At 53.5% G+C, this 23,378-nt stretch carries 19 protein-coding genes; 17 read left to right on the top strand and 2 right to left on the bottom strand.

From position 1 onward, the window contains the following. Positions 1-31 precede the first annotated feature (31 nt). Positions 32-2,707, bottom strand: coding sequence for a bifunctional uridylyltransferase/uridylyl-removing protein GlnD (gene glnD, locus HV157_RS10140; protein WP_020882615.1), 2,676 nt, complete (start codon positions 2,705-2,707; stop codon positions 32-34). Positions 2,708-2,770: 63 nt separating this feature from the next. Then, entirely contained in the window at positions 2,771-3,565 is a 795-nt protein-coding gene (map, locus tag HV157_RS10135; RefSeq protein WP_014168699.1) for a type I methionyl aminopeptidase, read from the bottom strand. 321 nt (positions 3,566-3,886) lie between these two features. Between map and rpsB the strand changes: the two genes are divergently transcribed. The 17 genes from rpsB to accA all read left to right on the top strand — a co-directional run bounded on the left by rpsB (position 3,887) and on the right by accA (position 23,335). Further along, a complete protein-coding gene (gene rpsB / locus HV157_RS10130) occupies positions 3,887-4,612 on the top strand; it encodes a 30S ribosomal protein S2 (RefSeq protein ID WP_003856207.1) in 726 nt (241 codons plus the stop codon). 117 nt (positions 4,613-4,729) lie between these two features. Beyond that, positions 4,730-5,581 (top strand): translation elongation factor Ts, encoded by an 852-nt coding sequence (tsf, locus tag HV157_RS10125; RefSeq protein ID WP_008501911.1) that lies wholly within the window; start codon positions 4,730-4,732, stop codon positions 5,579-5,581. Between the two features lie 150 nt (positions 5,582-5,731). Beyond that, positions 5,732-6,457, top strand: a complete 726-nt coding sequence (pyrH, locus tag HV157_RS10120) for a UMP kinase (RefSeq protein WP_003856194.1) — start codon at positions 5,732-5,734, stop codon at positions 6,455-6,457. Positions 6,458-6,623: 166 nt separating this feature from the next. Next, a complete protein-coding gene (frr, locus tag HV157_RS10115) occupies positions 6,624-7,181 on the top strand; it encodes a ribosome recycling factor (RefSeq protein WP_014168702.1) in 558 nt (185 codons plus the stop codon). A 95-nt stretch (positions 7,182-7,276) separates the two neighbouring features. After that, positions 7,277-8,476 carry a 1-deoxy-D-xylulose-5-phosphate reductoisomerase gene (gene ispC / locus HV157_RS10110; RefSeq protein ID WP_020882617.1) on the top strand — a complete coding sequence of 400 codons (1,200 nt, stop codon included), beginning with the start codon at positions 7,277-7,279 and terminating at the stop codon, positions 8,474-8,476. Positions 8,477-8,662: 186 nt separating this feature from the next. Beyond that, positions 8,663-9,421, top strand: coding sequence for a (2E,6E)-farnesyl-diphosphate-specific ditrans,polycis-undecaprenyl-diphosphate synthase (gene ispU / locus HV157_RS10105; protein WP_014168704.1), 759 nt, complete (start codon positions 8,663-8,665; stop codon positions 9,419-9,421). Between the two features lie 12 nt (positions 9,422-9,433). After that, a complete protein-coding gene (cdsA, locus tag HV157_RS10100; protein ID WP_014168705.1) occupies positions 9,434-10,291 on the top strand; it encodes a phosphatidate cytidylyltransferase in 858 nt (285 codons plus the stop codon). Between the two features lie 11 nt (positions 10,292-10,302). Further along, complete coding sequence (gene rseP / locus HV157_RS10095) at positions 10,303-11,655, top strand: sigma E protease regulator RseP (RefSeq protein WP_020882618.1); 1,353 nt, start codon at positions 10,303-10,305, stop codon at positions 11,653-11,655. Positions 11,656-11,686: 31 nt separating this feature from the next. Further along, complete coding sequence (gene bamA, locus HV157_RS10090; protein ID WP_014168707.1) at positions 11,687-14,104, top strand: outer membrane protein assembly factor BamA; 2,418 nt, start codon at positions 11,687-11,689, stop codon at positions 14,102-14,104. A 122-nt stretch (positions 14,105-14,226) separates the two neighbouring features. Further along, a complete protein-coding gene (gene skp, locus HV157_RS10085) occupies positions 14,227-14,721 on the top strand; it encodes a molecular chaperone Skp (RefSeq protein WP_020882619.1) in 495 nt (164 codons plus the stop codon). Positions 14,722-14,724: 3 nt separating this feature from the next. After that, on the top strand, positions 14,725-15,750 hold the full coding sequence (lpxD, locus tag HV157_RS10080; RefSeq protein WP_014168709.1) for a UDP-3-O-(3-hydroxymyristoyl)glucosamine N-acyltransferase: 1,026 nt from the start codon (positions 14,725-14,727) through the stop codon (positions 15,748-15,750). Positions 15,751-15,853: 103 nt separating this feature from the next. Further along, a complete protein-coding gene (fabZ, locus tag HV157_RS10075; RefSeq protein ID WP_010426706.1) occupies positions 15,854-16,309 on the top strand; it encodes a 3-hydroxyacyl-ACP dehydratase FabZ in 456 nt (151 codons plus the stop codon). Between the two features lie 3 nt (positions 16,310-16,312). Next, positions 16,313-17,101 carry an acyl-ACP--UDP-N-acetylglucosamine O-acyltransferase gene (lpxA, locus tag HV157_RS10070; protein WP_020882620.1) on the top strand — a complete coding sequence of 263 codons (789 nt, stop codon included), beginning with the start codon at positions 16,313-16,315 and terminating at the stop codon, positions 17,099-17,101. Continuing rightward, the gene (gene lpxB, locus HV157_RS10065; RefSeq protein WP_032681631.1) at positions 17,101-18,249 is read left to right on the top strand and encodes a lipid-A-disaccharide synthase; all 1,149 of its coding nucleotides are present in this window, start codon (positions 17,101-17,103) and stop codon (positions 18,247-18,249) included. The genes lpxA and lpxB overlap by 1 nt, the downstream gene beginning before the upstream one ends. After that, the gene (gene rnhB / locus HV157_RS10060; RefSeq protein ID WP_014168714.1) at positions 18,246-18,842 is read left to right on the top strand and encodes a ribonuclease HII; all 597 of its coding nucleotides are present in this window, start codon (positions 18,246-18,248) and stop codon (positions 18,840-18,842) included. The genes lpxB and rnhB overlap by 4 nt, the downstream gene beginning before the upstream one ends. 38 nt (positions 18,843-18,880) lie before the next feature. Continuing rightward, complete coding sequence (gene dnaE, locus HV157_RS10055) at positions 18,881-22,363, top strand: DNA polymerase III subunit alpha (RefSeq protein WP_047955065.1); 3,483 nt, start codon at positions 18,881-18,883, stop codon at positions 22,361-22,363. Positions 22,364-22,375: 12 nt separating this feature from the next. Next, complete coding sequence (gene accA / locus HV157_RS10050) at positions 22,376-23,335, top strand: acetyl-CoA carboxylase carboxyl transferase subunit alpha (RefSeq protein WP_014168716.1); 960 nt, start codon at positions 22,376-22,378, stop codon at positions 23,333-23,335. Positions 23,336-23,378: the final 43 nt, after the last annotated feature.

Below are 23,378 nucleotides of genomic sequence, written 5' to 3'. Positions count from 1 at the left end.
GTTTACTCTTTCCATTTCACTAAAAAACACGTCACCCTTTATCGTTTGGATTGAGGGCTGCTGTCAACCGTTGTTGCACTTCAAGTTGCAGGTCATTATTAAGGGCACGCCGGTCGGCGGTGGCGATTATAAATAAATCTTCTACTCGTTCGCCAATGGTTGTAATTCTGGCCCCGTGAAGCGAAATTCCCAGATCGGCAAAAACCTGGCCGACGCGGGCGAGCAGCCCTGGCTGGTCGAGCGCGATCAGCTCCAGGAACGATTTACGATCGGTGTGGGTCGGCAGGAAATTGACCTCGGTATCGACGGTAAAGTGGCGTAATTTCGACGGCTGACGACGCGGCTGCGGTGGCTGCCAGCTGCGCTGGGTGATCGCCTGTTCCAGGCCAAAACGTATCCCTTCATGGCGGTCCGACGACAGCGGGCTTCCGTCTGGCTCCAGTACAATAAAGGTGTCCATCGCCATGCCGTCCCGGGTGGTGAAAATCTGCGCGTCGTGAACGCTCAGGTTACGCCTGTCCAGTTCGGCACAAACCGCAGCAAACAGATAAGGCCGATCCGGACTCCAGATAAAGATCTCGGTACCGCCGCGCGTGGCCTGCGGACTGAGGAGGATCATCGGCTGCGACAAATCATGCTGAAGCAGATGTCGCGCATGCCAGGCAAGCTGGTTTGGGCTGTGGCGGACAAAATAGTTGGCACGACAGCGCGCCCAAATCTGATGCAGCGCCTCTTCATCAATGTTATCCATCCGCAACAGCGCCAGCGCCTGCAGCTGATGATGGCGTACACGCTCGCGCATGTCCGGGGTGTTTTGCATCCCGCGGCGCAGCTGTTTTTCGGTGGCAAAGTACAACTCGCGCAACAGGCTTTGCTTCCAGCTGTTCCACAGCGTTTCGTTGGTGGCACAAATATCGGCTACCGTCAGGCAGACCAGATAGCGCAGGCGGTTTTCCGTCTGAACCTCTTCTGCAAACTGCTTGATGACCTCCGGATCCTGAATGTCACGACGCTGCGCGGTGACGGACATCAGCAGGTGATGGCGTACCAGCCAGGCAACCAGCTGCGTCTCGCGAGAGTTCAGTCCATGCAGTTCGGCAAATTTCAGCACGTCCTGCGCGCCGAGCACCGAGTGGTCACCGCCGCGACCTTTGGCGATGTCGTGGAACAGGGCGGCAATCAGGATCAGTTCCGGGTGGGTAAGACGTGGCCACAGTTCGACGCACAGTGGGTGACGTGAGCGTGTCTCTTCTCTGGCAAAGCTCTCCAGCTTGAGCATGACGCGGATCGTGTGTTCATCCACCGTATAGGCGTGGAACAGATCGAACTGCATCTGCCCGACGATATGTGACCACTGTGGCATATAGGCCCACAGCACGCTGTGGCGATGCATCGGCAGAAGCCCACGGCTGACCGCCCCCGGATGGCGCAACATACTGAGAAAAAGGGATCGGGCTTCCGGGATATAGCACAGTGGTTGCGTCAGATGACGGCGCGCATGGCGCAGATGACGCAGCGTTGTGGAGTAGATCCCGGTGATCGTGCTATTGCGAACCATGGTGTAGAACATCCGCAGGATCGCTTCCGGCTCACGGATAAACAGCGTTTCGTCGCGCAGATCGATAAGCGTGCCGCGCAGCTGGAATTCATCATCGATCGGCCGCGGTTTTTCGTCCGCCGTCAGGGCCAGGATCGCTTCGTCGAACAGCTGCAGCAGCATCTGGTTCAGTTCAGTGACGCGACGGGTAACGCGGAAGAAATCCTTCATCATGTGCTCAACCGGCTCGTTACCTTCACCGCGGTAGTTGAGGCGCTGCGCCACGCTGAGCTGGCGGTCAAACAGCAGACGGTTATCGTAGCGGCTAAGCTCGAGATGCAGGGCAAAACGGATCCGCCAGAGCAGGTGCAGACACTCATTCAGCTCGTTTCGCTCAGCCTCGGTTAAAAAGCCGAAGCCAACCATCTCGTCCATTGAGGTGGCGCCAAAGTGGCGGCGGGCCACCCACTGCAGCGTGTGAATGTCGCGCAGTCCGCCCGGACTGCTTTTAATATCCGGCTCCAGGTTATAGCTGGTGCCGTGGTAGCGCTGGTGACGCTGATTCTGCTCCTCGACCTTCGCGGCGAAGAATTTTTCTGAAGGCCAGAAGCCGTCGCTGAAAATGTGTTTTTGCAGCTCCAGGAACAACGCAACGTCGCCAATCAACAGGCGGGTTTCAATCAGGTTGGTGGCGACGGTCAGGTCAGATAATCCTTCGAGCAGGCACTCTTCCAGCGTGCGCACGCTGTGGCCCACTTCAAGCTTCACATCCCACAGTAGCGTCAGCAGTTCGCCAATTTTCTGCGCCTGTTCATCCGGCAGTTTTTTGCGGCTTAAAATCAGTAAGTCGATATCGGAAAGCGGATGAAGCTCACCGCGGCCATAGCCCCCGACGGCGACCAGTGCCACGTCACTGATCTGCCCAAACCCGTAATCAATCCACAGACGCTGCAGGAGCTGGTCGATAAACTCGGTGCGAGCTTCAATGAGCTGCTCCGCGGAGATGCCGGCATCAAATGCGCTTCCGAGCCAGCGCTGGAAGACATCCATATGCGCCTTGATACCGGCGCAGGTCAGATCCTGCTGGGGCCAGACGCCCGGGTTATCGGGCTGGTCGGGTAGGGTGGGAAGTGCTGTGTTAGCATACTGTTCGGGTAAAAGATTACTCATCGTGCGCCACCCATAAGAAAAAGCTATAGCCATTAAAAAAGCCGGCATCTGCCGGCTTTTTTATCATTCATCGTGCGTGAGTATCGCCGGGATGGTGTCATCCTTGCGCAACGTCATAATTTCGCAGCCGTTGTCTGTTACCACAATAGTATGCTCGTACTGCGCAGACAAGCTTCTGTCTTTGGTTTTCACCGTCCAGCCATCTTTCATGGTGCGGATGCGGTAATCACCGGCGTTGACCATCGGCTCGATGGTGAAGGTCATGCCTTTTTGCAGTACTACGCCGCCGTCATCCGCATCATAGTGCAGAACCTGTGGCTCTTCGTGGAAGACACGGCCAATGCCGTGGCCGCAGTATTCACGCACAACGGAGAAACCTTCCGCTTCAACGAATTTCTGGATAGCGGCCCCGATGGTGCGCAGGCGAATGCCGGGTTTAACCATTTTCAGCGCCAGGTAGAGGCTTTCTTGCGTCACTTTGCACAGACGCTCGCCCAGAATCGTCGGCTTGCCCACGATGAACATCTTAGAGGTGTCACCGTGGTAGTCATCTTTAATGACCGTCACGTCGATGTTGACGATGTCGCCATCTTTGAGCAGTTTTTCGTTGTCCGGAATACCGTGACAAACCACTTCGTTAATCGAAATGCAGACGGATTTCGGGAAACCATGGTAGCCAAGGCAGGCGGAGACCGCGTGCTGCTCATTGACGATATAGTCGTTACAAATGCGGTCCAGTTCACCCGTGCTCACGCCCGGCTTCACGTACGGCTCGATCATTTCCAGCACGTCTGCGGCCAGACGACCGGCGACGCGCATCTTTTCAATTTCTTCAGGTGTCTTAATAGAGATAGCCATGTAATCTGTCCATCAGTGTCGATTTTTTCGACAATACTAGTCTAAGTGTCGTTAATGGTATCAGTCAGGCGCACCCCGTGCCAAATTGAGAATCATTAACAGCACACTCAGCCAACAACTGTTGGTTTCTGGTCGTGTTTTGTGGTATAAAGCGCGCCGGACTTCCGATCCATTTCAGATACACAGGCTGGACGGAAGCGACAAATCTCACTTTGTGTAACAACACACACGTATCGGCACATATTCCGGGGTGCCCTTCGGGGTCGGTAATATGGGATACGTGGAGGCATAACCCCAACTTTTAATATAGAGGTTTTAAACATGGCAACTGTTTCCATGCGCGACATGCTCAAGGCTGGTGTTCACTTCGGTCACCAGACCCGTTACTGGAACCCGAAAATGAAGCCTTTCATCTTCGGCGCACGTAACAAAGTTCACATCATCAACCTTGAGAAAACTGTACCAATGTTCAACGAAGCCCTGGCTGAGCTGAACAAGATCTCTTCCCGTAAAGGTAAGATTCTGTTCGTTGGTACTAAGCGCGCTGCAAGCGAAGCTGTGAAAGATGCTGCTAACAGCTGCGATCAGTTCTTCGTGAACCATCGCTGGTTGGGCGGCATGCTGACTAACTGGAAAACCGTTCGTCAGTCCATCAAGCGCCTGAAAGATCTGGAAACCCAGTCTCAGGACGGTACTTTCGACAAGCTGACTAAGAAAGAAGCGCTGATGCGCACTCGTGAACTGGACAAGCTGGAAAACAGCCTGGGCGGTATCAAAGATATGGGCGGCCTACCAGACGCGCTGTTCGTAATCGATGCAGATCACGAGCACATCGCAATCAAAGAAGCTAACAACCTGGGTATCCCGGTATTCGCTATCGTTGATACCAACTCCGATCCGGACGGTGTTGACTTCGTTATCCCGGGTAACGACGACGCAATCCGTGCTGTTAGCCTGTACCTGAGCGCTGTAGCTGCTACCGTTCGTGAAGGCCGTTCCCAGGATCTGGCTTCTCAGGCGGAAGAAAGCTTCGTAGAAGCTGAATAATAAGGTTTCACCCCTTATTAGTACCGTGTATGAATAGGGGCCAATTATCGGCCCCTTTTTTCAATTTACACTGTTTGGCCGCAGGCCGGGCAGTTCACATCTCCCGAGGATTTAAGAATGGCTGAAATTACCGCATCCCTGGTAAAAGAGCTGCGCGAGCGTACTGGCGCAGGCATGATGGATTGCAAAAAAGCGCTGACTGAAGCGAACGGCGACATCGAGCTGGCAATCGAAAACATGCGTAAATCCGGTGCGATCAAAGCAGCTAAAAAAGCAGGCAACGTTGCTGCTGACGGCGTGATCATCACTAAGATCGACGGCAACTACGGCATCATCCTGGAAGTTAACTGCCAGACTGACTTCGTTGCTAAAGATGGTGGTTTCCAGGCATTTGCTAACAAAGTTCTGGACGCAGCTGTTGCGGGCAAAATCACTGACGTTGAAGTTCTGAAAGCACAGTTCGAAGAAGAACGTGTTGCTCTGGTTGCTAAAATCGGTGAGAACATCAACATCCGTCGTGTTGCTTCTCTGGAAGGCGACGTTCTGGGTTCATACCAGCACGGTGCACGTATCGGTGTTCTGGTTGCGGCTAAAGGCGCTGATGAAGAGCTGGTTAAACAGCTGGCTATGCACATCGCTGCAAGCAAACCAGAATTCGTTAAGCCAGAAGACGTGTCTGCTGAAGTGGTAGAGAAAGAGTACCAGGTTCAGCTGGACATCGCGATGCAGTCTGGTAAGCCAAAAGAAATCGCAGAGAAAATGGTTGAAGGCCGCATGAAGAAATTCACCGGCGAAGTTTCTCTGACTGGCCAGCCATTCGTTATGGATCCAAGCAAGTCTGTTGCTCAGCTGCTGAAAGAGCACAACGCTGACGTGACTGGCTTCATCCGCTTCGAAGTGGGCGAAGGCATCGAGAAAGTTGAGACTGACTTCGCAGCAGAAGTTGCTGCAATGTCCAAGCAGTCTTAATGATTGAAAAGGAGCCGCCTGAGGGCGGCTTCTTTTTGTCACCCGTCACACGAAATCAGACAGGCTCCAGTATCCCTGTGCTGATATGCGACATATCATGTCGCCAGAATTAACCCCCATCTTAATCGTTGACAGTCTCAGGAAAGAAACATGGCTACCAATGCAAAACCCGTGTACAAACGCATTCTGCTTAAGCTGAGTGGCGAAGCGCTGCAGGGATCGGAAGGCTTCGGTATTGACGCAAGCATCCTTGACCGCATGGCACAGGAAATCAAAGAACTGGTCGAACTGGGTATTCAGGTTGGCGTGGTCATTGGCGGTGGCAACCTTTTCCGTGGTGCTGGTCTGGCGAAAGCGGGGATGAACCGCGTTGTGGGCGACCACATGGGTATGCTGGCAACCGTGATGAATGGCCTGGCAATGCGTGATGCGCTTCATCGCGCCTATGTGAACGCCCGCCTGATGTCCGCAATCCCATTGAATGGCGTCTGCGATAACTACAGCTGGGCAGAGGCGATTAGCCTGCTGCGCAACAACCGCGTGGTGATCCTCTCCGCCGGTACGGGTAACCCGTTCTTTACTACCGATTCCGCTGCCTGCCTGCGCGGTATCGAGATCGAAGCCGATGTGGTTCTGAAAGCGACTAAAGTGGATGGCGTGTTTACTGCCGACCCGGCAAAAGATCCGTCTGCCACCATGTACGATCAGCTGAGCTACAGCGAAGTGCTGGAAAAAGAGCTGAAAGTGATGGATCTTGCCGCCTTTACGCTGGCTCGTGACCACAAACTGCCGATCCGTGTCTTCAACATGAACAAACCTGGCGCACTGCGTCGCGTGGTCATGGGTGAAAAAGAAGGCACTTTGATCACGGAATAATTTCCGTCGGCGATAAATACAGGTAAGATTCCGCTTTATTTTGTAGTGGTATCTTACCTGGGCGCGCCTTTGGCGTTGTCAGAATTAAACGCGACTATACTTAGCACACCTGTAGCGCTGTGCTGGCGGATAGTCTGCCTGAGACAAGTTTTCAAGGATTCGTAACGTGATTAACGAAATCAGAAAAGATGCTGAAGTACGCATGGAAAAATGCGTAGAAGCGTTCAAAACCCAAATCAGCAAAATCCGTACTGGCCGTGCTTCCCCAAGCCTGCTGGATGGCATCATCGTAGAATACTACGGCACGCCAACGCCACTGCGTCAGCTGGCGAGTGTTACCGTTGAAGATACCCGTACGCTGAAAATCAACGTCTTCGATCGTTCTATGAGCCCAGCGGTTGAGAAAGCGATCATGGCGTCTGACCTCGGTCTGAACCCAAGTTCTGCGGGCGCTGACATTCGCGTTCCACTGCCTCCACTGACTGAAGAACGTCGTAAAGACCTGATCAAAGTTGTTCGTGGTGAAGCTGAGCAGGGTCGCGTATCCGTGCGTAACGTACGTCGTGATGCGAACGATAAACTCAAAGCGCTGCTGAAAGAAAAAGAGATCAGTGAAGATGACGATCGTCGTTCTCAGGACGACATTCAGAAGATGACGGATGCTGCGATCAAGAAAATTGATGCGGCGCTGGCAGATAAAGAAGCGGAACTGATGCAGTTCTGATTTCTGTCGTACACTGATAAACGCCGTTCAGAAGGACTTCGGGTCTTGCTGGCGGCGTTTTGCTTTTATCTGGTCTAACTTTTTTCGGGCATCTCATGAAGCATTTAACACTCCTTGGCTCAACCGGCTCTATCGGTTGCAGCACTCTCGACGTTGTTCGCCATAATCCTGAACATTACACCGTGACCGCGCTGGTGGCCGGTAAGAATGTGCAGCGTATGATCGAACAGTGTCTGGAGTTTACGCCTCGCTATGCGGTTATGGATGACGAAGAGAGCGCCCGCCTGCTCACCGCGCAGTTGCGTGAGAAAGGCTGTCGTACCGAGGTCCTGAGCGGCCAGCAGGCGGCCTGCGACATGGCTGCGCTGGATGAGGTTGATCAGGTCATGGCGGCAATCGTCGGGGCTGCAGGGCTGCTACCGACGCTTGCCGCTATTGATGCCGGTAAAGAGGTTCTGCTGGCTAACAAAGAGTCGCTGGTGACCTGCGGACGTCTCTTTATGGAGGCGGTGAAGCAGCGCGGGGCGCGTCTTTTACCGGTCGACAGCGAGCACAACGCGATTTTTCAGAGTTTACCGCAACCTTTTCAACAGAACCTGGGGTACGCTGACCTGGAGCAGAATGGCGTAGTATCGATTTTGCTTACCGGGTCAGGTGGCCCGTTCCGTGAAACGCCACTGTCTGAACTGAGCGCAATGACGCCTGAGCAGGCGTGCCGTCATCCGAACTGGTCAATGGGGCGTAAGATCTCCGTTGACTCCGCCACCATGATGAACAAAGGTCTGGAATACATTGAAGCGCGCTGGCTGTTCAATGCGTCGGCGAAACAGATGGAAGTGCTGATCCACCCGCAATCGGTGATTCACTCGATGGTGCGCTATCAGGATGGCAGCGTCCTTGCGCAACTGGGCGAACCGGACATGCGCACGCCTATCGCGCATGCCATGGCGTGGCCGAATCGGGTGAAGTCCGGGGCGAAACCGCTCGATTTTTGCAAGCTGAGTTCACTGACCTTTAGCGAACCGGACTACGATCGTTATCCGTGTCTGAAGCTTGCGATGAAAGCCTTTGACCAGGGGCAGGCGGCGACGACGGCACTTAATGCAGCTAATGAAATTACCGTTGAGGCATTTCTGAATCAGCAGATCCGATTTACCGATATTGCGACGTTGAATTTATCGGTACTGGAAATGATGGATTTGCGCGAACCACAAAGCGTGGAAGAGGTGCTGGCGGTGGATGCACAGGCTCGCGTTATTGCACGTAAGCAGGTGACACGCCTCGCAAGCTGGTGATAAAGCAAGCACTAGTGGTTGTGCTATTTGTTAGCGTTGGGCTTCAGTGATATAGTCTGCGCCACCTGATCGCAGGTATTTGACTTTACGTGGTCAGGTAAGCCGTGGTTTGACACGGCTTTTTTACGTATAGGCTTCAGTATTCCTGAGTACCGTTAAATCCTTTTCAGGGACCAAAAACGCGTTATGTTGTCTGCGAATCAACCAATAAGCGAAAACTTGCCAGCTCATGGCTGCCGTCATGTAGCAATCATTATGGATGGCAACGGCCGCTGGGCGAAAAGACAAGGGAAGATACGAGCCTTTGGGCATAAAGCTGGGGCGAAATCTGTTCGCCGCGCCGTTTCTTTTGCCGCCAATAACGGCATTGATGCGTTAACGCTCTATGCTTTTAGCAGTGAAAACTGGAATCGACCGCCGCAGGAAGTGACCGCGTTGATGGAATTGTTTGTGTGGGCGCTCGATAGCGAAGTAAAAAGCCTGCACCGCCACAACGTCCGTCTGCGTATTATCGGCGAAACCAGTCGTTTTAACTCACGTTTGCAGGAACGGATTCGTAAAGCAGAAGCGCTGACTGAAAATAATACCGGTCTGACGCTCAATATCGCGGCGAATTACGGTGGACGCTGGGATATTATCCAGGGCGTTCGGCATCTGGCCGAACAGGTTCAGGAAGGGCTGTTGAGACCCGACCAAATTGATGAAGAGGCGCTGAGTAAGCAAATCTGCATGAATGAACTGGCACCTGTGGATTTGGTAATTAGGACAGGGGGAGAACATCGCATCAGTAACTTTTTGCTGTGGCAAATTGCCTACGCCGAACTTTACTTTACTGATGTTCTTTGGCCCGATTTTGATGAACAAGACTTTGAAGGTGCGCTGCATGCCTTTGCCAATCGAGAGCGTCGTTTCGGCGGCACCGAGCCAGGTGGCGACAAAGCCTGATGGGGGTAGCTTTTGCTGAAGTATCGCCTGATTTCCGCTTTTGTATTAATACCCATTGTCATTGCGGCGCTGTTTTTACTGCCCCCGGTGGGATTCGCTATTTTGACGCTGGTGGTCTGCATGCTCGCCGCGTGGGAATGGGGTCAGTTTAGCGGCTTTACCTCACGCACTCAGCGGGTATGGCTGGCGGTACTCTGTGGCTTTATCCTGGCCCTGATGCTGTTTACCTTGCCTGAATATCACCATGATATTCATCAACCGCTGGTTGCCGGTTCCCTTTGGATATCGCTGGGCTGGTGGGTTGCCGCGCTGCTGTTGGTGCTTTTTTACCCAGGTTCCGCGGCATTCTGGCGTAATTCAAAAGTGTTGCGTCTTATTTTTGGCCTGCTCACAATTGTTCCTTTTTTCTGGGGTATGGTCGCACTGCGCGCCTGGCACTATGACGAAAACCACTACAGCGGCGCGATCTGGCTGCTTTATGTGATGATTCTCGTCTGGGGGGCTGACTCTGGGGCCTATATGTTTGGTAAACTGTTTGGCAAACATAAACTGGCGCCAAAAGTGTCTCCGGGCAAAACCTGGCAAGGATTCATCGGCGGCCTGTTTACGGCAGCAATCATTTCCTGGGGCTATGGCGTCTGGGCGAATCTGGAAGTGGCACCGTCAATACTGCTGGTGTGCTCTATATTTGCTGCGCTGGCCTCGGTACTCGGTGATTTAACCGAAAGTATGTTTAAGCGTGAAGCAGGGATTAAGGACAGCGGACACCTGATTCCAGGACATGGCGGTATACTGGATCGCATTGATAGCCTGACAGCGGCTGTTCCAGTGTTTGCGTGCTTGCTTTTACTGGTATTCGGGACGATTTAACGGAAGGTTTTATGCTGAGCATTCTCTGGAACCTGGCGGCGTTCATTGTTGCACTGGGTGTACTGATTACCGTGCATGAATTTGGCCATTTCTGGGTTGCTCGCCGTTGCGGTGTGCGAGTAGAGCGGTTTTCCATCGGTTTTGGTAAATCACTCTGGACGCGCACTGACCGCCACGGCACAGAATTTGTCATCGCTCTTATCCCGCTTGGCGGCTACGTTAAGATGCTCGACGAACGCGTTGAGCCTGTCGCCCCTGAGCTACGACACAGCGCATTCAACAACAAAACCGTTGGACAACGCGCCGCCATCATCGCTGCCGGGCCGGTAGCCAACTTCATCTTTGCTGTTTTCGCCTACTGGCTGGTGTTTATCATCGGCGTGCCTGGCGTGCGTCCGGTTGTGGGTGAAATTGCGCCTGATTCCATCGCGGCGAGTGCGCAAATTACGCCGGGGATGGAACTTAAAGCGATTGATGGCATCGAAACCCCTGATTGGGATGCCGTGCGTCTGCAGCTGGTAGCCAAAATTGGCGATCGGCAGACAACATTCAGCGTGTCGCCGTTTGGTTCTGACCAGCGCCAGGACAAAGTGCTCGATTTACGTCACTGGCGTTTCGAGCCAGACAAAGAAGATCCCGTCTCTGCGCTGGGCATTCGTCCACGCGGTGCGCAGATTGAGCCGGTATTAGCCGAAGTACAAGCAAACTCGGCTGCCAGCAAAGCAGGTTTGCAAGCGGGCGACAGGATCGTTAAAGTCGATGGTCAACCATTAACAGAGTGGATGACCTTTGTTACTCTGGTGCGCGATAATCCGGGCACGTCGCTCGCGCTGGAAGTTGAAAGGCAGGGCAGTCCGCTTTCGCTGACGCTGACTCCGGATACGAAGTCGGTCGGCAAAAAGGCAGAAGGGTTTGCAGGCGTTGTGCCGAAAGTCATCCCGCTGCCAGATGAGTACAAGACAATACGCCAGTATGGGCCGTTCAGCGCCATCCTTGAAGCCACGGATAAAACATGGCAACTGATGAAGCTGACGGTAAACATGTTGGGGAAATTGATAACCGGTGATGTGAAACTGAACAACCTCAGTGGGCCAATTTCAATAGCTCAGGGGGCTGGGATGTCAGCGGAGTTCGGGGTGATTTACTATCTCATGTTTCTTGCGCTCATTAGCGTGAACCTTGGGATAATCAACCTGTTCCCGCTTCCCGTTTTAGACGGGGGTCATCTGCTGTTTTTGGCGATTGAAAAGCTAAAAGGCGGGCCGGTATCCGAGCGAGTTCAAGACTTTAGTTATCGCATTGGCTCGATTTTGCTGGTGCTGTTAATGGGGCTTGCACTTTTCAATGATTTCTCTCGGTTGTAAGAGAGTTAGTTAGGAAGAACGCATAATAACGATGGCGATGAAAAAGTTGCTCATAGCGTCGCTGCTGTTTAGCAGCGCCACCGTATACGGTGCTGACGGGTTCGTAGTGAAAGACATTCATTTCGAAGGCCTTCAGCGTGTCGCCGTTGGTGCGGCCCTCCTCAGTATGCCTGTGCGCCCCGGCGATACGGTTAATGATGATGACATCAGTAACACCATCCGTGCTCTGTTTGCCACTGGCAACTTCGAGGATGTCCGCGTCCTGCGCGATGGTGATACGCTTCTGGTTCAGGTAAAAGAACGTCCGACGATCGCCAGTATCACCTTCTCCGGTAACAAGTCGGTGAAAGATGACATGCTCAAGCAGAACCTTGAAGCATCTGGCGTACGTGTGGGGGAATCCCTGGACCGCACAACCCTTTCAGACATAGAAAAAGGTCTGGAAGACTTCTATTACAGCGTGGGTAAATACAGCGCCAGCGTGAAAGCAGTTGTGACGCCGTTGCCACGTAACCGTGTTGACCTGAAACTGGTCTTCCAGGAAGGTGTTTCTGCGAAGATCCAACAGATCAACATCGTGGGTAACCACGCGTTCAGCACCGATGAACTGATCTCTACGTTCCAGCTGCGCGACGAAGTGCCATGGTGGAACGTGGTGGGCGATCGTAAATACCAGAAGCAGAAACTGGCGGGCGACCTTGAAACCCTGCGCAGCTACTATCTGGATCGCGGTTATGCCCGTTTCAACATCGACTCGACTCAGGTCAGTCTGACGCCAGACAAGAAAGGCATCTACATTACGATTAACATCACAGAAGGCGATCAGTACAAGCTTTCTGGTGTTGACGTGAGTGGTAACCTGGCAGGCCATTCTGCTGAGATCGAATCGCTGACCAAAATTCAGCCGGGCGAGCTGTATAGCGGGTCTAAAGTGACCAAAATGGAAGACAGCATTAAGAAGCTGCTCGGCCGCTATGGTTATGCTTATCCGCGTGTACAAACTCAGCCTGAAATCAACGACGCGGATAAAACTGTGAAGCTTCACGTTAACGTTGATGCGGGTAACCGTTTCTACGTGCGTAAGATCCGCTTCGAAGGTAACGACACCTCCAAAGATTCCGTCCTGCGTCGCGAAATGCGTCAGATGGAAGGCGCATGGTTAGGTAGCGACCTTGTTGACCAGGGTAAAGAGCGTCTGAACCGTCTGGGCTATTTCGAAACGGTTGATACCGATACCCAGCGTGTTCCGGGCAGCCCGGATCAGGTTGATGTCGTTTATAAAGTCAAAGAGCGTAACACCGGTAGCTTTAACTTCGGTGTGGGCTACGGTACTGAAAGTGGCGTCAGCTTCCAGGTCGGCGTACAGCAGGATAACTGGCTGGGTACGGGTTACTCCGTAGGTATCAACGGTACCAAAAACGACTACCAGACCTACTCTGAGTTCTCTGTTACCAACCCATACTTCACCGTAGATGGTGTGAGCCTGGGCGGTCGTATCTTCTATAACGACTTTAAAGCAGATGACGCGGATCTGTCTTCTTACACCAACAAGAGCTACGGTGTAGATGGCACGCTCGGCTTCCCGGTTAACGAATACAACTCGCTGCGCGCTGGTTTAGGTTATGTGCATAACGACCTGTCCAACATGCAACCGCAGGTGGCGATGTGGCGTTATCTGGACTCTATTGGCCAGTCAACCAGTAAAAATGGGGACAACAACGGCTTTGCTGCTGATGACTTCACCTTCAACTATGGCTGGACCTATAACCGTCTCGACCGTGGTTACTTCCCGACGGAAGGTTCTCGTGTCAACCTGAACGGTAAAGTGACCGTTCCGGGGTCTGATAACGAGTTCTACAAGGTAACGCTGGACACTGCGTCCTACTTCCCAATTGATGACGACCACAAGTGGGTAGTCCTGGGTCGTACCCGTTGGGGCTATGGCGATGGTTTAGGTGGCAAAGAACTGCCATTCTATGAGAACTTCTACGCCGGTGGTTCCAGCACCGTCCGTGGCTTCCAGTCCAACAACATTGGTCCGAAAGCGGTCTATTACGGTGGTAACGACACCGATAACTGTAATAAATCGTCGTCTTCTGAAGTCTGTAGCTCTGATGATGCGGTGGGCGGTAACGCCATGGCCGTTGCCAGCCTGGAGTTCATCACGCCTACGCCGTTCATCAGTGATAAATACGCAAACTCAGTCCGTACATCCATCTTCTGGGATGCCGGTACTGTATGGGATACCAACTGGGAGAATACTGCCCAGATGCGTGCGGCAGGCGTACCAGACTACAGCGATCCGAGCAATATTCGCATGTCTGCAGGTATCGCATTACAATGGATGTCACCGCTGGGGCCGTTGGTCTTCTCTTACGCCCAGCCGTTTAAGAAATACGATGGAGACAAAGCGGAGCAATTCCAGTTTAACATTGGTAAAACCTGGTAATAATCCGCTGCAATGGAATGCGTTGGCAGTGTAGCGCTGACAACTGGCGATCGGTAACACGATCGCCTTGCCACGCAAAGAACGGTACCTTCTGGTGCCAATGGGATGGTAAGGAGTTAATTGTGAAAAAGTGGTTATTAGCTGCAGGTCTCGGTTTAGCGATGGCAACCTCTGCTCAGGCAGCAGACAAAATTGCAATCGTCAACATGGGTAATTTGTTCCAGCAGGTTGCACAGAAAACAGGTGTTTCTGCGACGCTGGAAAACGAATTCAAAGGCCGTGCAAGCGAACTGCAGGGTATGGAAAACGATCTTCAGTCCAAAATGCAGCGTCTGCAGCGTGATGGTTCTACCATGAAAGCGAGCGACCGTAGCAAGCTGGAAAAAGACGTAATGGCTCAGCGTCAGACGTTCTCCCAGAAAGCGCAGGCTTTCGAGCAGGATCGTCAGCGTCGTTCTAACGAAGAGCGTGGCAAGCTGGTGACTCGCATTCAGACTGCTGTTAAAGCAGTTGCTGCCGATCAGAGCATCGATCTGGTTGTTGATGCGAATGCCGTTGCTTTCAACAGCAGCGATGTTAAAGACATCACCGCTGATGTTCTGAAACAGGTTAAATAAGTAATGCCTTCAATTCGACTGGCTGATTTAGCTCAGCAGTTGGATGCAGAATTACACGGTGATGGCGATCTCGTCATCACCGCTGTTGCGTCCATGCAATCTGCTAAAGCCGGCACTATTACCTTCATGGTAAGCCCTAAGTACCGTGAGCAACTGGCTCAATGCCAGGCGTCAGCTGTTGTTCTGACGCAGGACGATCTTCCGTTTGCCACTGGAAGCGCATTGGTAGTGAAAAATCCCTACCTGACGTATGCACGCATGGCACAAATTCTTGATTCCACGCCGCAGCCGGCGCAGGACATTGCTGCCAGTGCAGCGATTGATCCGACGGCTCAGCTTGGTCACAACGTGGCAGTTGGCGCAAATGCCGTTATCGAATCTGGCGTGGTGCTGGGCGATAACGTTGTCATTGGCCCAGGTTGTTTCGTTGGGAAAAATACGAAAATCGGCGCCGGGACCCGTTTATGGGCCAACGTGTCTGTTTACCATGAAGTAGAAATTGGCGAAAATTGCCTCATTCAGTCCAGCACAGTGATTGGTTCTGATGGCTTTGGCTACGCTAACGATCGTGGTAATTGGGTTAAGATCCCACAGCTTGGTCGCGTGATTATCGGCGATCGTGTTGAGATCGGTGCTTGTACCACCATTGACCGTGGTGCACTTGACGATACGATTATTGGCAATGGTGTTATCATCGATAATCAGTGCCAGATTGCGCATAACGTTGTGATTGGCGACAATACCGCGGTTGCGGGTGGCGTTATCATGGCGGGCAGCCTGAAAATTGGCCGTTACTGCATGATCGGCGGTGCGAGCGTGATTAATGGCCATATGGAAATATGCGACAAGGTGACCGTGACAGGAATGGGCATGGTAATGCGTCCTATCACCGAACCTGGCGTCTATTCCTCTGGCATCCCGCTGCAACCCAACAAGGTATGGCGTAAAACAGCTGCTCTGGTGATGAATATTGATGATATGAGCAAGCGACTCAAGTCTCTTGAGCGCAAAATCGATCAACAAGACTAAGCGTTCATCCGTTTAATGCTATATTCCCCGGCCTGTCGGCTTTCTTATAAACCGGCAGGCCGTGTTATTATTTTTATCAGTACATTTTGACAGGAAGAGTATTTTGACTACTGACACTCATACTCTGCATATTGAAGAGATTTTAGAACTTCTGCCGCACCGCTACCCGTTTTTGCTGGTAGACCGTGTGCTGGATTTTGAAGAAGGTCGTTTTCTGCGCGCAGTGAAAAATGTTTCCGTGAACGAGCCGTTCTTCCAGGGACACTTCCCGGGTAAACCTATCTTCCCGGGTGTGTTGATTCTGGAAGCGATGGCACAGGCTACCGGTATTCTTGCGTTTAAAAGCGTGGGCAAACTGGAGCCGGGTGAGCTGTACTACTTCGCGGGTATCGATGAAGCGCGCTTCAAGCGTCCTGTCGTGCCTGGTGATCAGATGATCATGGAAGTCACTTTTGAAAAAACGCGTCGCGGCCTGACTCGCTTCAAAGGCGTAGCTCTGGTTGACGGCAAAGTTGTTTGCGAAGCGACTATGATGTGTGCTCGTAGCCGGGAGTCTTGATACGTGATTGATAAATCCGCCTTTATTCATCCTACCGCCATTGTGGAAGTCGGTGCCATTATTGGTGCTAACGTCCATATTGGCCCATTTTGTATTGTTGGACCCCATGTCGAAATTGGTGAGGGTACAGTACTGAAATCTCACGTTGTCGTGAATGGTCATACGACTATTGGCTGCAATAACGAGATCTATCAGTTCGCTTCCATCGGCGAAGTAAACCAGGATCTTAAATATGCTGGTGAGTCGACCCGTCTGGAAATCGGCGATCGTAACCGCATTCGCGAAAGCGTCACCATTCATCGTGGAACAGTACAGGGTGGTGGATTGACGAAGGTGGGCAGCGACAACCTGTTTATGGTTAATGCGCATATCGCGCACGACTGTACGGTAGGTAACCGCTGTATTCTTGCCAACAACGCAACGCTGGCAGGACACGTATCGGTAGATGATTTCGCAATTATTGGCGGCATGACCGCAGTCCATCAGTTCTGCATCATTGGTGCACACGTGATGGTCGGCGGATGCTCCGGTGTGGCGCAGGATGTCCCACCGTTCGTCATTGCGCAGGGTAACCATGCCACGCCGTTTGGCGTGAACATCGAAGGCCTCAAGCGTCGTGGCTTTAGCCGCGAAGCGATTACTGCAATCCGCAACGCGTACAAACTGTTGTACCGTAGCGGTAAAACGCTGGAAGAGGCGAAGCCGGAAATTGCCGAGCTGGCGGAAAAGCACCCTGAAGTGAACGAGTTCATGACGTTCTTTGACCGTTCCACAAGGGGTCTGATTCGTTAATGGTCGACAGTCGTCCGCTTACGATAGCCCTGGTCGCCGGAGAAACCTCCGGCGATATTCTTGGTGCAGGTCTTATCCGCGCACTTAAGGCCCGGGTACCCAATGCGCGCTTTGTAGGCGTTGCTGGCCCGCTGATGCAGGCCGAAGGCTGTGAAGCCTGGTATGAAATGGAAGAGCTGGCCGTGATGGGCATCGTTGAGGTGCTGGGTCGCCTGCGTCGTCTGCTGCACATTCGTGCCGATCTCACCCGTCGCTTTACCGAACTCAAACCCGATGTGTTTGTCGGTATCGATGCACCGGATTTCAACATTACCCTCGAAGGGAATCTGAAGCAGAAGGGCATCAAAACCATTCATTATGTCAGTCCGTCCGTCTGGGCGTGGCGACAGAAACGCGTTTTCAAAATCGGACGGTCAACCAACCTGGTGCTGGCTTTTCTGCCTTTCGAAAAAGCGTTTTACGACAAATTTAATGTCCCGTGCCGTTTTATCGGTCATACCATGGCGGATGCAATGCCGCTGGATCCGGATAAAAACGCGGCGCGCGATGTGCTGGGTATTCCTCATGATGCGCACTGTCTGGCACTGCTGCCCGGTAGCCGTGGTGCAGAAGTCGAGATGCTCAGCGCGGACTTCCTGAAAACGGCGCAAATCCTTCGCAAGACCTATCCTGACCTCGAAGTGGTTGTGCCGCTGGTGAATGCAAAACGTCGCGAGCAGTTTGAGCGCATCAAGGCGGACGTTGCTCCGGATCTCCATGTTCATCTGCTGGACGGGAAGGGCCGTGAGGCGATGGTCGCAAGCGACGCCGCACTTCTGGCCTCGGGCACCGCTGCGCTGGAGTGTATGCTGGCGAAATGCCCGATGGTGGTAGGCTATCGCATGAAGCCGTTCACCTTCTGGCTGGCGAAACGTCTGGTGAAAACGGACTATGTCTCTCTGCCAAACCTGCTTGCCGGGCGCGAGCTGGTGAAAGAGCTTCTGCAGGATGAGTGCGAGCCGCAGGCGCTGGCCGATGCGTTGTTACCGCTACTGGCCGACGGCAAAACCAGCCACCAGATGCATGATACGTTCCGCGAACTGCATCAGCAGATCCGCTGTAATGCCGATGAACAAGCGGCTGAAGCGGTGCTGGAGTTAGCAAAATGATGGAATTTATTTATCCTCACACCCACCTCGTGGCGGGTGTGGACGAAGTCGGTCGTGGCCCGTTAGTGGGTGCAGTGGTGACCGCTGCGGTGATCCTCGATCCTGCTCGCCCGATTATCGGGTTAAACGACTCTAAAAAATTGTCTGAAAAGCGCCGTCTGGCGCTGTTTAGTGAGATTCAGGAAAAGGCGCTGGCCTGGAGCCTGGGGCGTGCAGAGCCGCATGAGATCGACGAACTCAATATTTTGCATGCCACTATGCTGGCGATGCAGCGCGCGGTGGCGGGTCTGAAAATTACCCCGGAGTATGTCCTGATTGACGGAAACCGCTGCCCTGCATTGCCGATGCCGTCAATGGCGGTGGTGAAAGGCGATAGCCGGGTCGCAGAAATCAGTGCGGCTTCTATCATTGCCAAAGTGACGCGTGATGCCGAAATGGCCGCGCTGGACCTCACTTACCCTCAGTATGGCTTCGCCCAGCATAAGGGGTATCCAACGGCCTTTCATCTGGAAAGGCTGGCTGAACATGGCGCAACTGAACATCACCGACGCAGCTTTGGCCCGGTGAAACGCGCGCTGGGACTGGTGTCCTGAATCAATACGCAAGCAATTAAGTAACGCGGAATCTGAAGATGGCTGAACCACGTTTCGTACACCTGCGGGTGCATAGCGACTACTCCATGATCGATGGGCTGGCGAAGACCGGGCCGCTGGTAAAAAAGGCGGCCTCGCTTGGCATGCCTGCGCTGGCGATCACCGATTTTACCAACCTGTGTGGCCTGGTGAAGTTCTACGGAGCGGCACATGGCGCGGGGATGAAACCCATCGTTGGCGCGGATTTTCACGTCCAAAGCGATCTTATCGGCGATGAATTGACGCAAATCTCCGTGTTAGCGATGAATAACGTAGGGTATCAAAACCTTACTCTGCTTATCTCCAAAGCCTATCAGCGCGGCTATGGCGCACTGGGGCCGTGGATTGACCGGGACTGGCTGGCTGAGCTGAACGACGGGCTGCTGCTGATCTCCGGCGGCCGTATGGGTGATGTCGGCAAATGTCTGCTGCGTGGCAACAGTGCGCTGGTGGATCAGTGCGTGTCGTTCTATGAAGAACATTTCCCGGATCGTTACTACCTTGAGCTGATCCGCACCGGTCGGCAGGACGAAGAGAGTTACCTGCACGCCGCGGTTGCGCTGGCTGAAGAACGCGGCCTGCCCGTGGTGGCAACCAATGACGTGCGTTTCCTTGAGCCTGGCGATTTTGACGCGCATGAGATTCGCGTCGCGATCCATGATGGCTTCACGCTTGACGATCCGAAACGTCCGCGCAACTACTCGACTCAGCAGTACATGCGCAATGAAGAGGAGATGTGCGAACTCTTCTCCGATATCCCGGAAGCGCTGGAGAACAGCGTTGAGATAGCCAAACGCTGTAACGTCACCGTGCGCCTTGGCGAATACTTCCTGCCGCAGTTCCCGACCGGGGACATGACCACGGAAGACTTCCTGGTCATGAAGTCGAAAGAAGGCCTCGAAGAGCGTCTGGAATTCCTCTTCCCGGATGAAGACGAGCGTAAAAAACGTCGACCAGAATATGACGAGCGCCTGGATATTGAACTCCAGGTGATCAACCAGATGGGTTTCCCGGGCTACTTCCTGATCGTTATGGAGTTTATCCAGTGGTCGAAGGATAACGGCGTACCGGTTGGACCGGGGCGTGGCTCCGGTGCGGGCTCGCTGGTGGCCTATGCACTCAAAATTACCGACCTCGACCCGCTGGAATTTGACCTGCTGTTCGAACGTTTCCTTAACCCGGAACGTGTCTCGATGCCCGACTTTGACGTCGACTTCTGCATGGAGAAACGCGACCAGGTTATTGAACACGTGGCGGACATGTACGGCCGCGACGCGGTATCGCAGATTATTACCTTCGGTACGATGGCAGCGAAAGCGGTTATTCGCGACGTTGGCCGTGTACTGGGGCATCCGTACGGTTTTGTCGATCGTATCTCTAAACTGGTGCCACCTGACCCAGGTATGACGCTGGCAAAAGCGTTTGAAGCTGAACCACAGCTGCCAGAAATCTACGAAGCCGATGAAGAAGTTAAAGCGCTGATCGACATGGCCCGCAAGCTGGAAGGCGTCACGCGTAACGCCGGTAAGCATGCGGGTGGGGTAGTTATCGCGCCGACCAAAATCACCGATTTTGCGCCGCTATACTGCGATGAAGCGGGCCAGCATCCGGTCACCCAGTTTGACAAGAACGACGTCGAATACGCCGGGCTGGTGAAGTTTGACTTCCTCGGTCTGCGTACGCTCACCATCATCAACTGGGCGCTGGAGATGATCAACGCCCGTCGCGAGAAGAACGGCGAGCCGCCGCTGGATATCGCGGCCATTCCGCTTGATGATAAGAAAAGTTTCGACATGCTGCAGCGCTCGGAGACCACCGCCGTCTTCCAGCTTGAATCCCGCGGCATGAAAGATTTGATTAAGCGCCTGCAGCCTGACTGCTTCGAAGATATGATCGCACTGGTGGCCCTGTTCCGACCGGGTCCGCTACAGTCAGGGATGGTAGATAACTTTATCGACCGTAAGCACGGGCGTGAAGAGATTTCCTATCCGGATGTGCAGTGGCAGCACGAGTGCCTGAAGCCCGTTCTGGAGCCAACCTACGGCATTATCCTGTACCAGGAACAGGTTATGCAGATTGCCCAGGTGCTCTCTGGCTACACCCTTGGCGGCGCGGACATGCTGCGTCGTGCGATGGGTAAGAAAAAGCCGGAAGAGATGGCCAAGCAGCGCGGCACTTTCGAAGAAGGCGCAAGAAAAAACGGTATTGATGGCGAGCTGGCGATCAAAATCTTTGACCTGGTAGAGAAATTCGCCGGGTACGGATTTAACAAATCTCACTCTGCTGCCTATGCTTTGGTCTCTTACCAGACGCTGTGGCTGAAAGCGCACTATCCTGCTGAATTTATGGCGGCGGTTATGACTGCCGATATGGACAACACCGAGAAGGTGGTTGGCTTGGTCGATGAGTGCTGGCGCATGGGGCTTAAGATCCTGCCGCCGGATATCAACTCCGGTCTCTATCATTTCCACGTCAACGAGCACGGGGAGATTGTTTACGGGATTGGCGCGATCAAAGGCGTGGGGGAAGGCCCGATTGAGGCGATCCTCGAAGCGCGTAACAACGGCGGTTATTTCCGCGAGTTGTTCGATCTTTGCGCCCGTACGGACACCAAAAAACTGAACCGCCGCGTGCTCGAAAAACTGATCATGTCCGGCGCGTTCGACAGGCTGGGGCCGCATCGTGCCGCGCTGATGAACTCTCTCGGCGATGCGCTGAAAGCGGCGGATCAGCACGCCAAAGCGGAAGCGATCGGTCAGGCGGATATGTTTGGCGTACTGGCGGAAGAGCCAGAGCAGATAGAGCAGTCTTATGCCAGCTGCCAGCCGTGGCCAGAACAGGTGGTGCTGGATGGAGAGCGTGAAACGTTAGGCTTATACCTGACGGGGCACCCCATCACCCAGTACATCAAAGAAATTGAGCGCTATGTCGGAGGCTATAGGCTGAAAGACATGCATCCGACAGAACGTGGTAAAATCACCACGGCTGCGGGGCTCGTGATTGCTGCAAGGGTTATGGTCACCAAGCGCGGCAATCGTATCGGCATCTGTACGTTGGATGACCGTTCCGGGCGTCTGGAGGTGATGTTGTTCACCGACGCGCTGGATAAATACCAGCATTTGCTGGAAAAAGACCGCATACTTATCGTCAGCGGACAGGTCAGCTTTGATGACTTCAGTGGGGGGCTTAAAATGACCGCCCGCGAAGTGATGGACATTGACGAAGCCCGGGAAAAATATGCTCGCGGGCTTGCTATCTCGCTGACGGACAGGCAAATTGATGACCAGCTTTTAAACCGACTCCGTCAGTCTCTGGAACCCCACCGCTCGGGGACAATTCCAGTACATCTCTACTATCAGAGGGCGGATGCACGTGCGCGGTTGCGCTTTGGTGCAACGTGGCGTGTCTCTCCGAGCGATCGTTTACTTAACGATCTCCGTGGCCTCATTGGTTCGGAGCAGGTGGAACTGGAGTTTGACTAATACAGGAATACTATGAGTCTGAATTTCCTTGATTTCGAACAGCCGATTGCTGAGCTGGAAGCGAAAATCGATTCTCTGACAGCGGTAAGCCGTCAGGATGAAAAACTGGATATTAACATCGATGAAGAAGTGCATCGTCTGCGTGAGAAAAGCGTAGAACTGACGCGCAAAATCTTTGCCGATCTCGGCGCATGGCAGATCGCCCAGCTGGCGCGTCATCCACAGCGTCCGTACACCCTGGATTATGTCCGCCTGGCGTTTGACGAATTTGACGAACTGGCAGGCGATCGCGCTTACGCTGACGACAAAGCTATCGTCGGTGGCATCGCACGTCTGGACGGGCGCCCGGTGATGATCATTGGTCATCAGAAAGGCCGTGAAACCAAAGAGAAAATTCGTCGTAACTTTGGTATGCCGGCACCAGAAGGCTATCGTAAAGCCCTGCGTCTGATGGAGATGGCTGAGCGTTTCAAGATGCCAATCATCACCTTCATCGACACCCCGGGTGCGTATCCTGGCGTGGGCGCGGAAGAGCGTGGCCAGTCAGAAGCCATCGCGCGTAACCTTCGCGAGATGTCTCGCCTGAAGGTGCCGGTCATCTGTACCGTTATCGGTGAAGGGGGTTCCGGTGGTGCGCTGGCGATTGGCGTGGGCGATAAAGTGAATATGCTGCAGTACAGCACCTATTCCGTTATCTCCCCGGAAGGTTGTGCCTCTATTCTGTGGAAGAGCGCCGATAAAGCGCCTCTGGCTGCAGAAGCGATGGGCATCATTGCCCCACGTCTGAAAGAGCTGAAGCTGATCGACTCCGTGATCCCTGAACCTCTGGGCGGCGCGCATCGTAAGCCGGAAGTGATGGCGGCTTCCCTGAAAGCGCAGCTGCTGGCAGACCTGGCGGACCTGGATGTCCTGAGCACAGAAGATCTGCTCAACCGTCGTTACCAGCGTCTGATGACCTACGGTTACGCGTAAGCTTCACAATTATCCTAAAAGCCGCACATTGTTGCGGCTTTTT

This window comes from Enterobacter sp. RHBSTW-00318 (assembly GCF_014101375.1).
Lineage (GTDB): Bacteria > Pseudomonadota > Gammaproteobacteria > Enterobacterales > Enterobacteriaceae > Enterobacter > Enterobacter ludwigii.
This window is presented reverse-complemented; position numbering and strand designations above follow the sequence as displayed.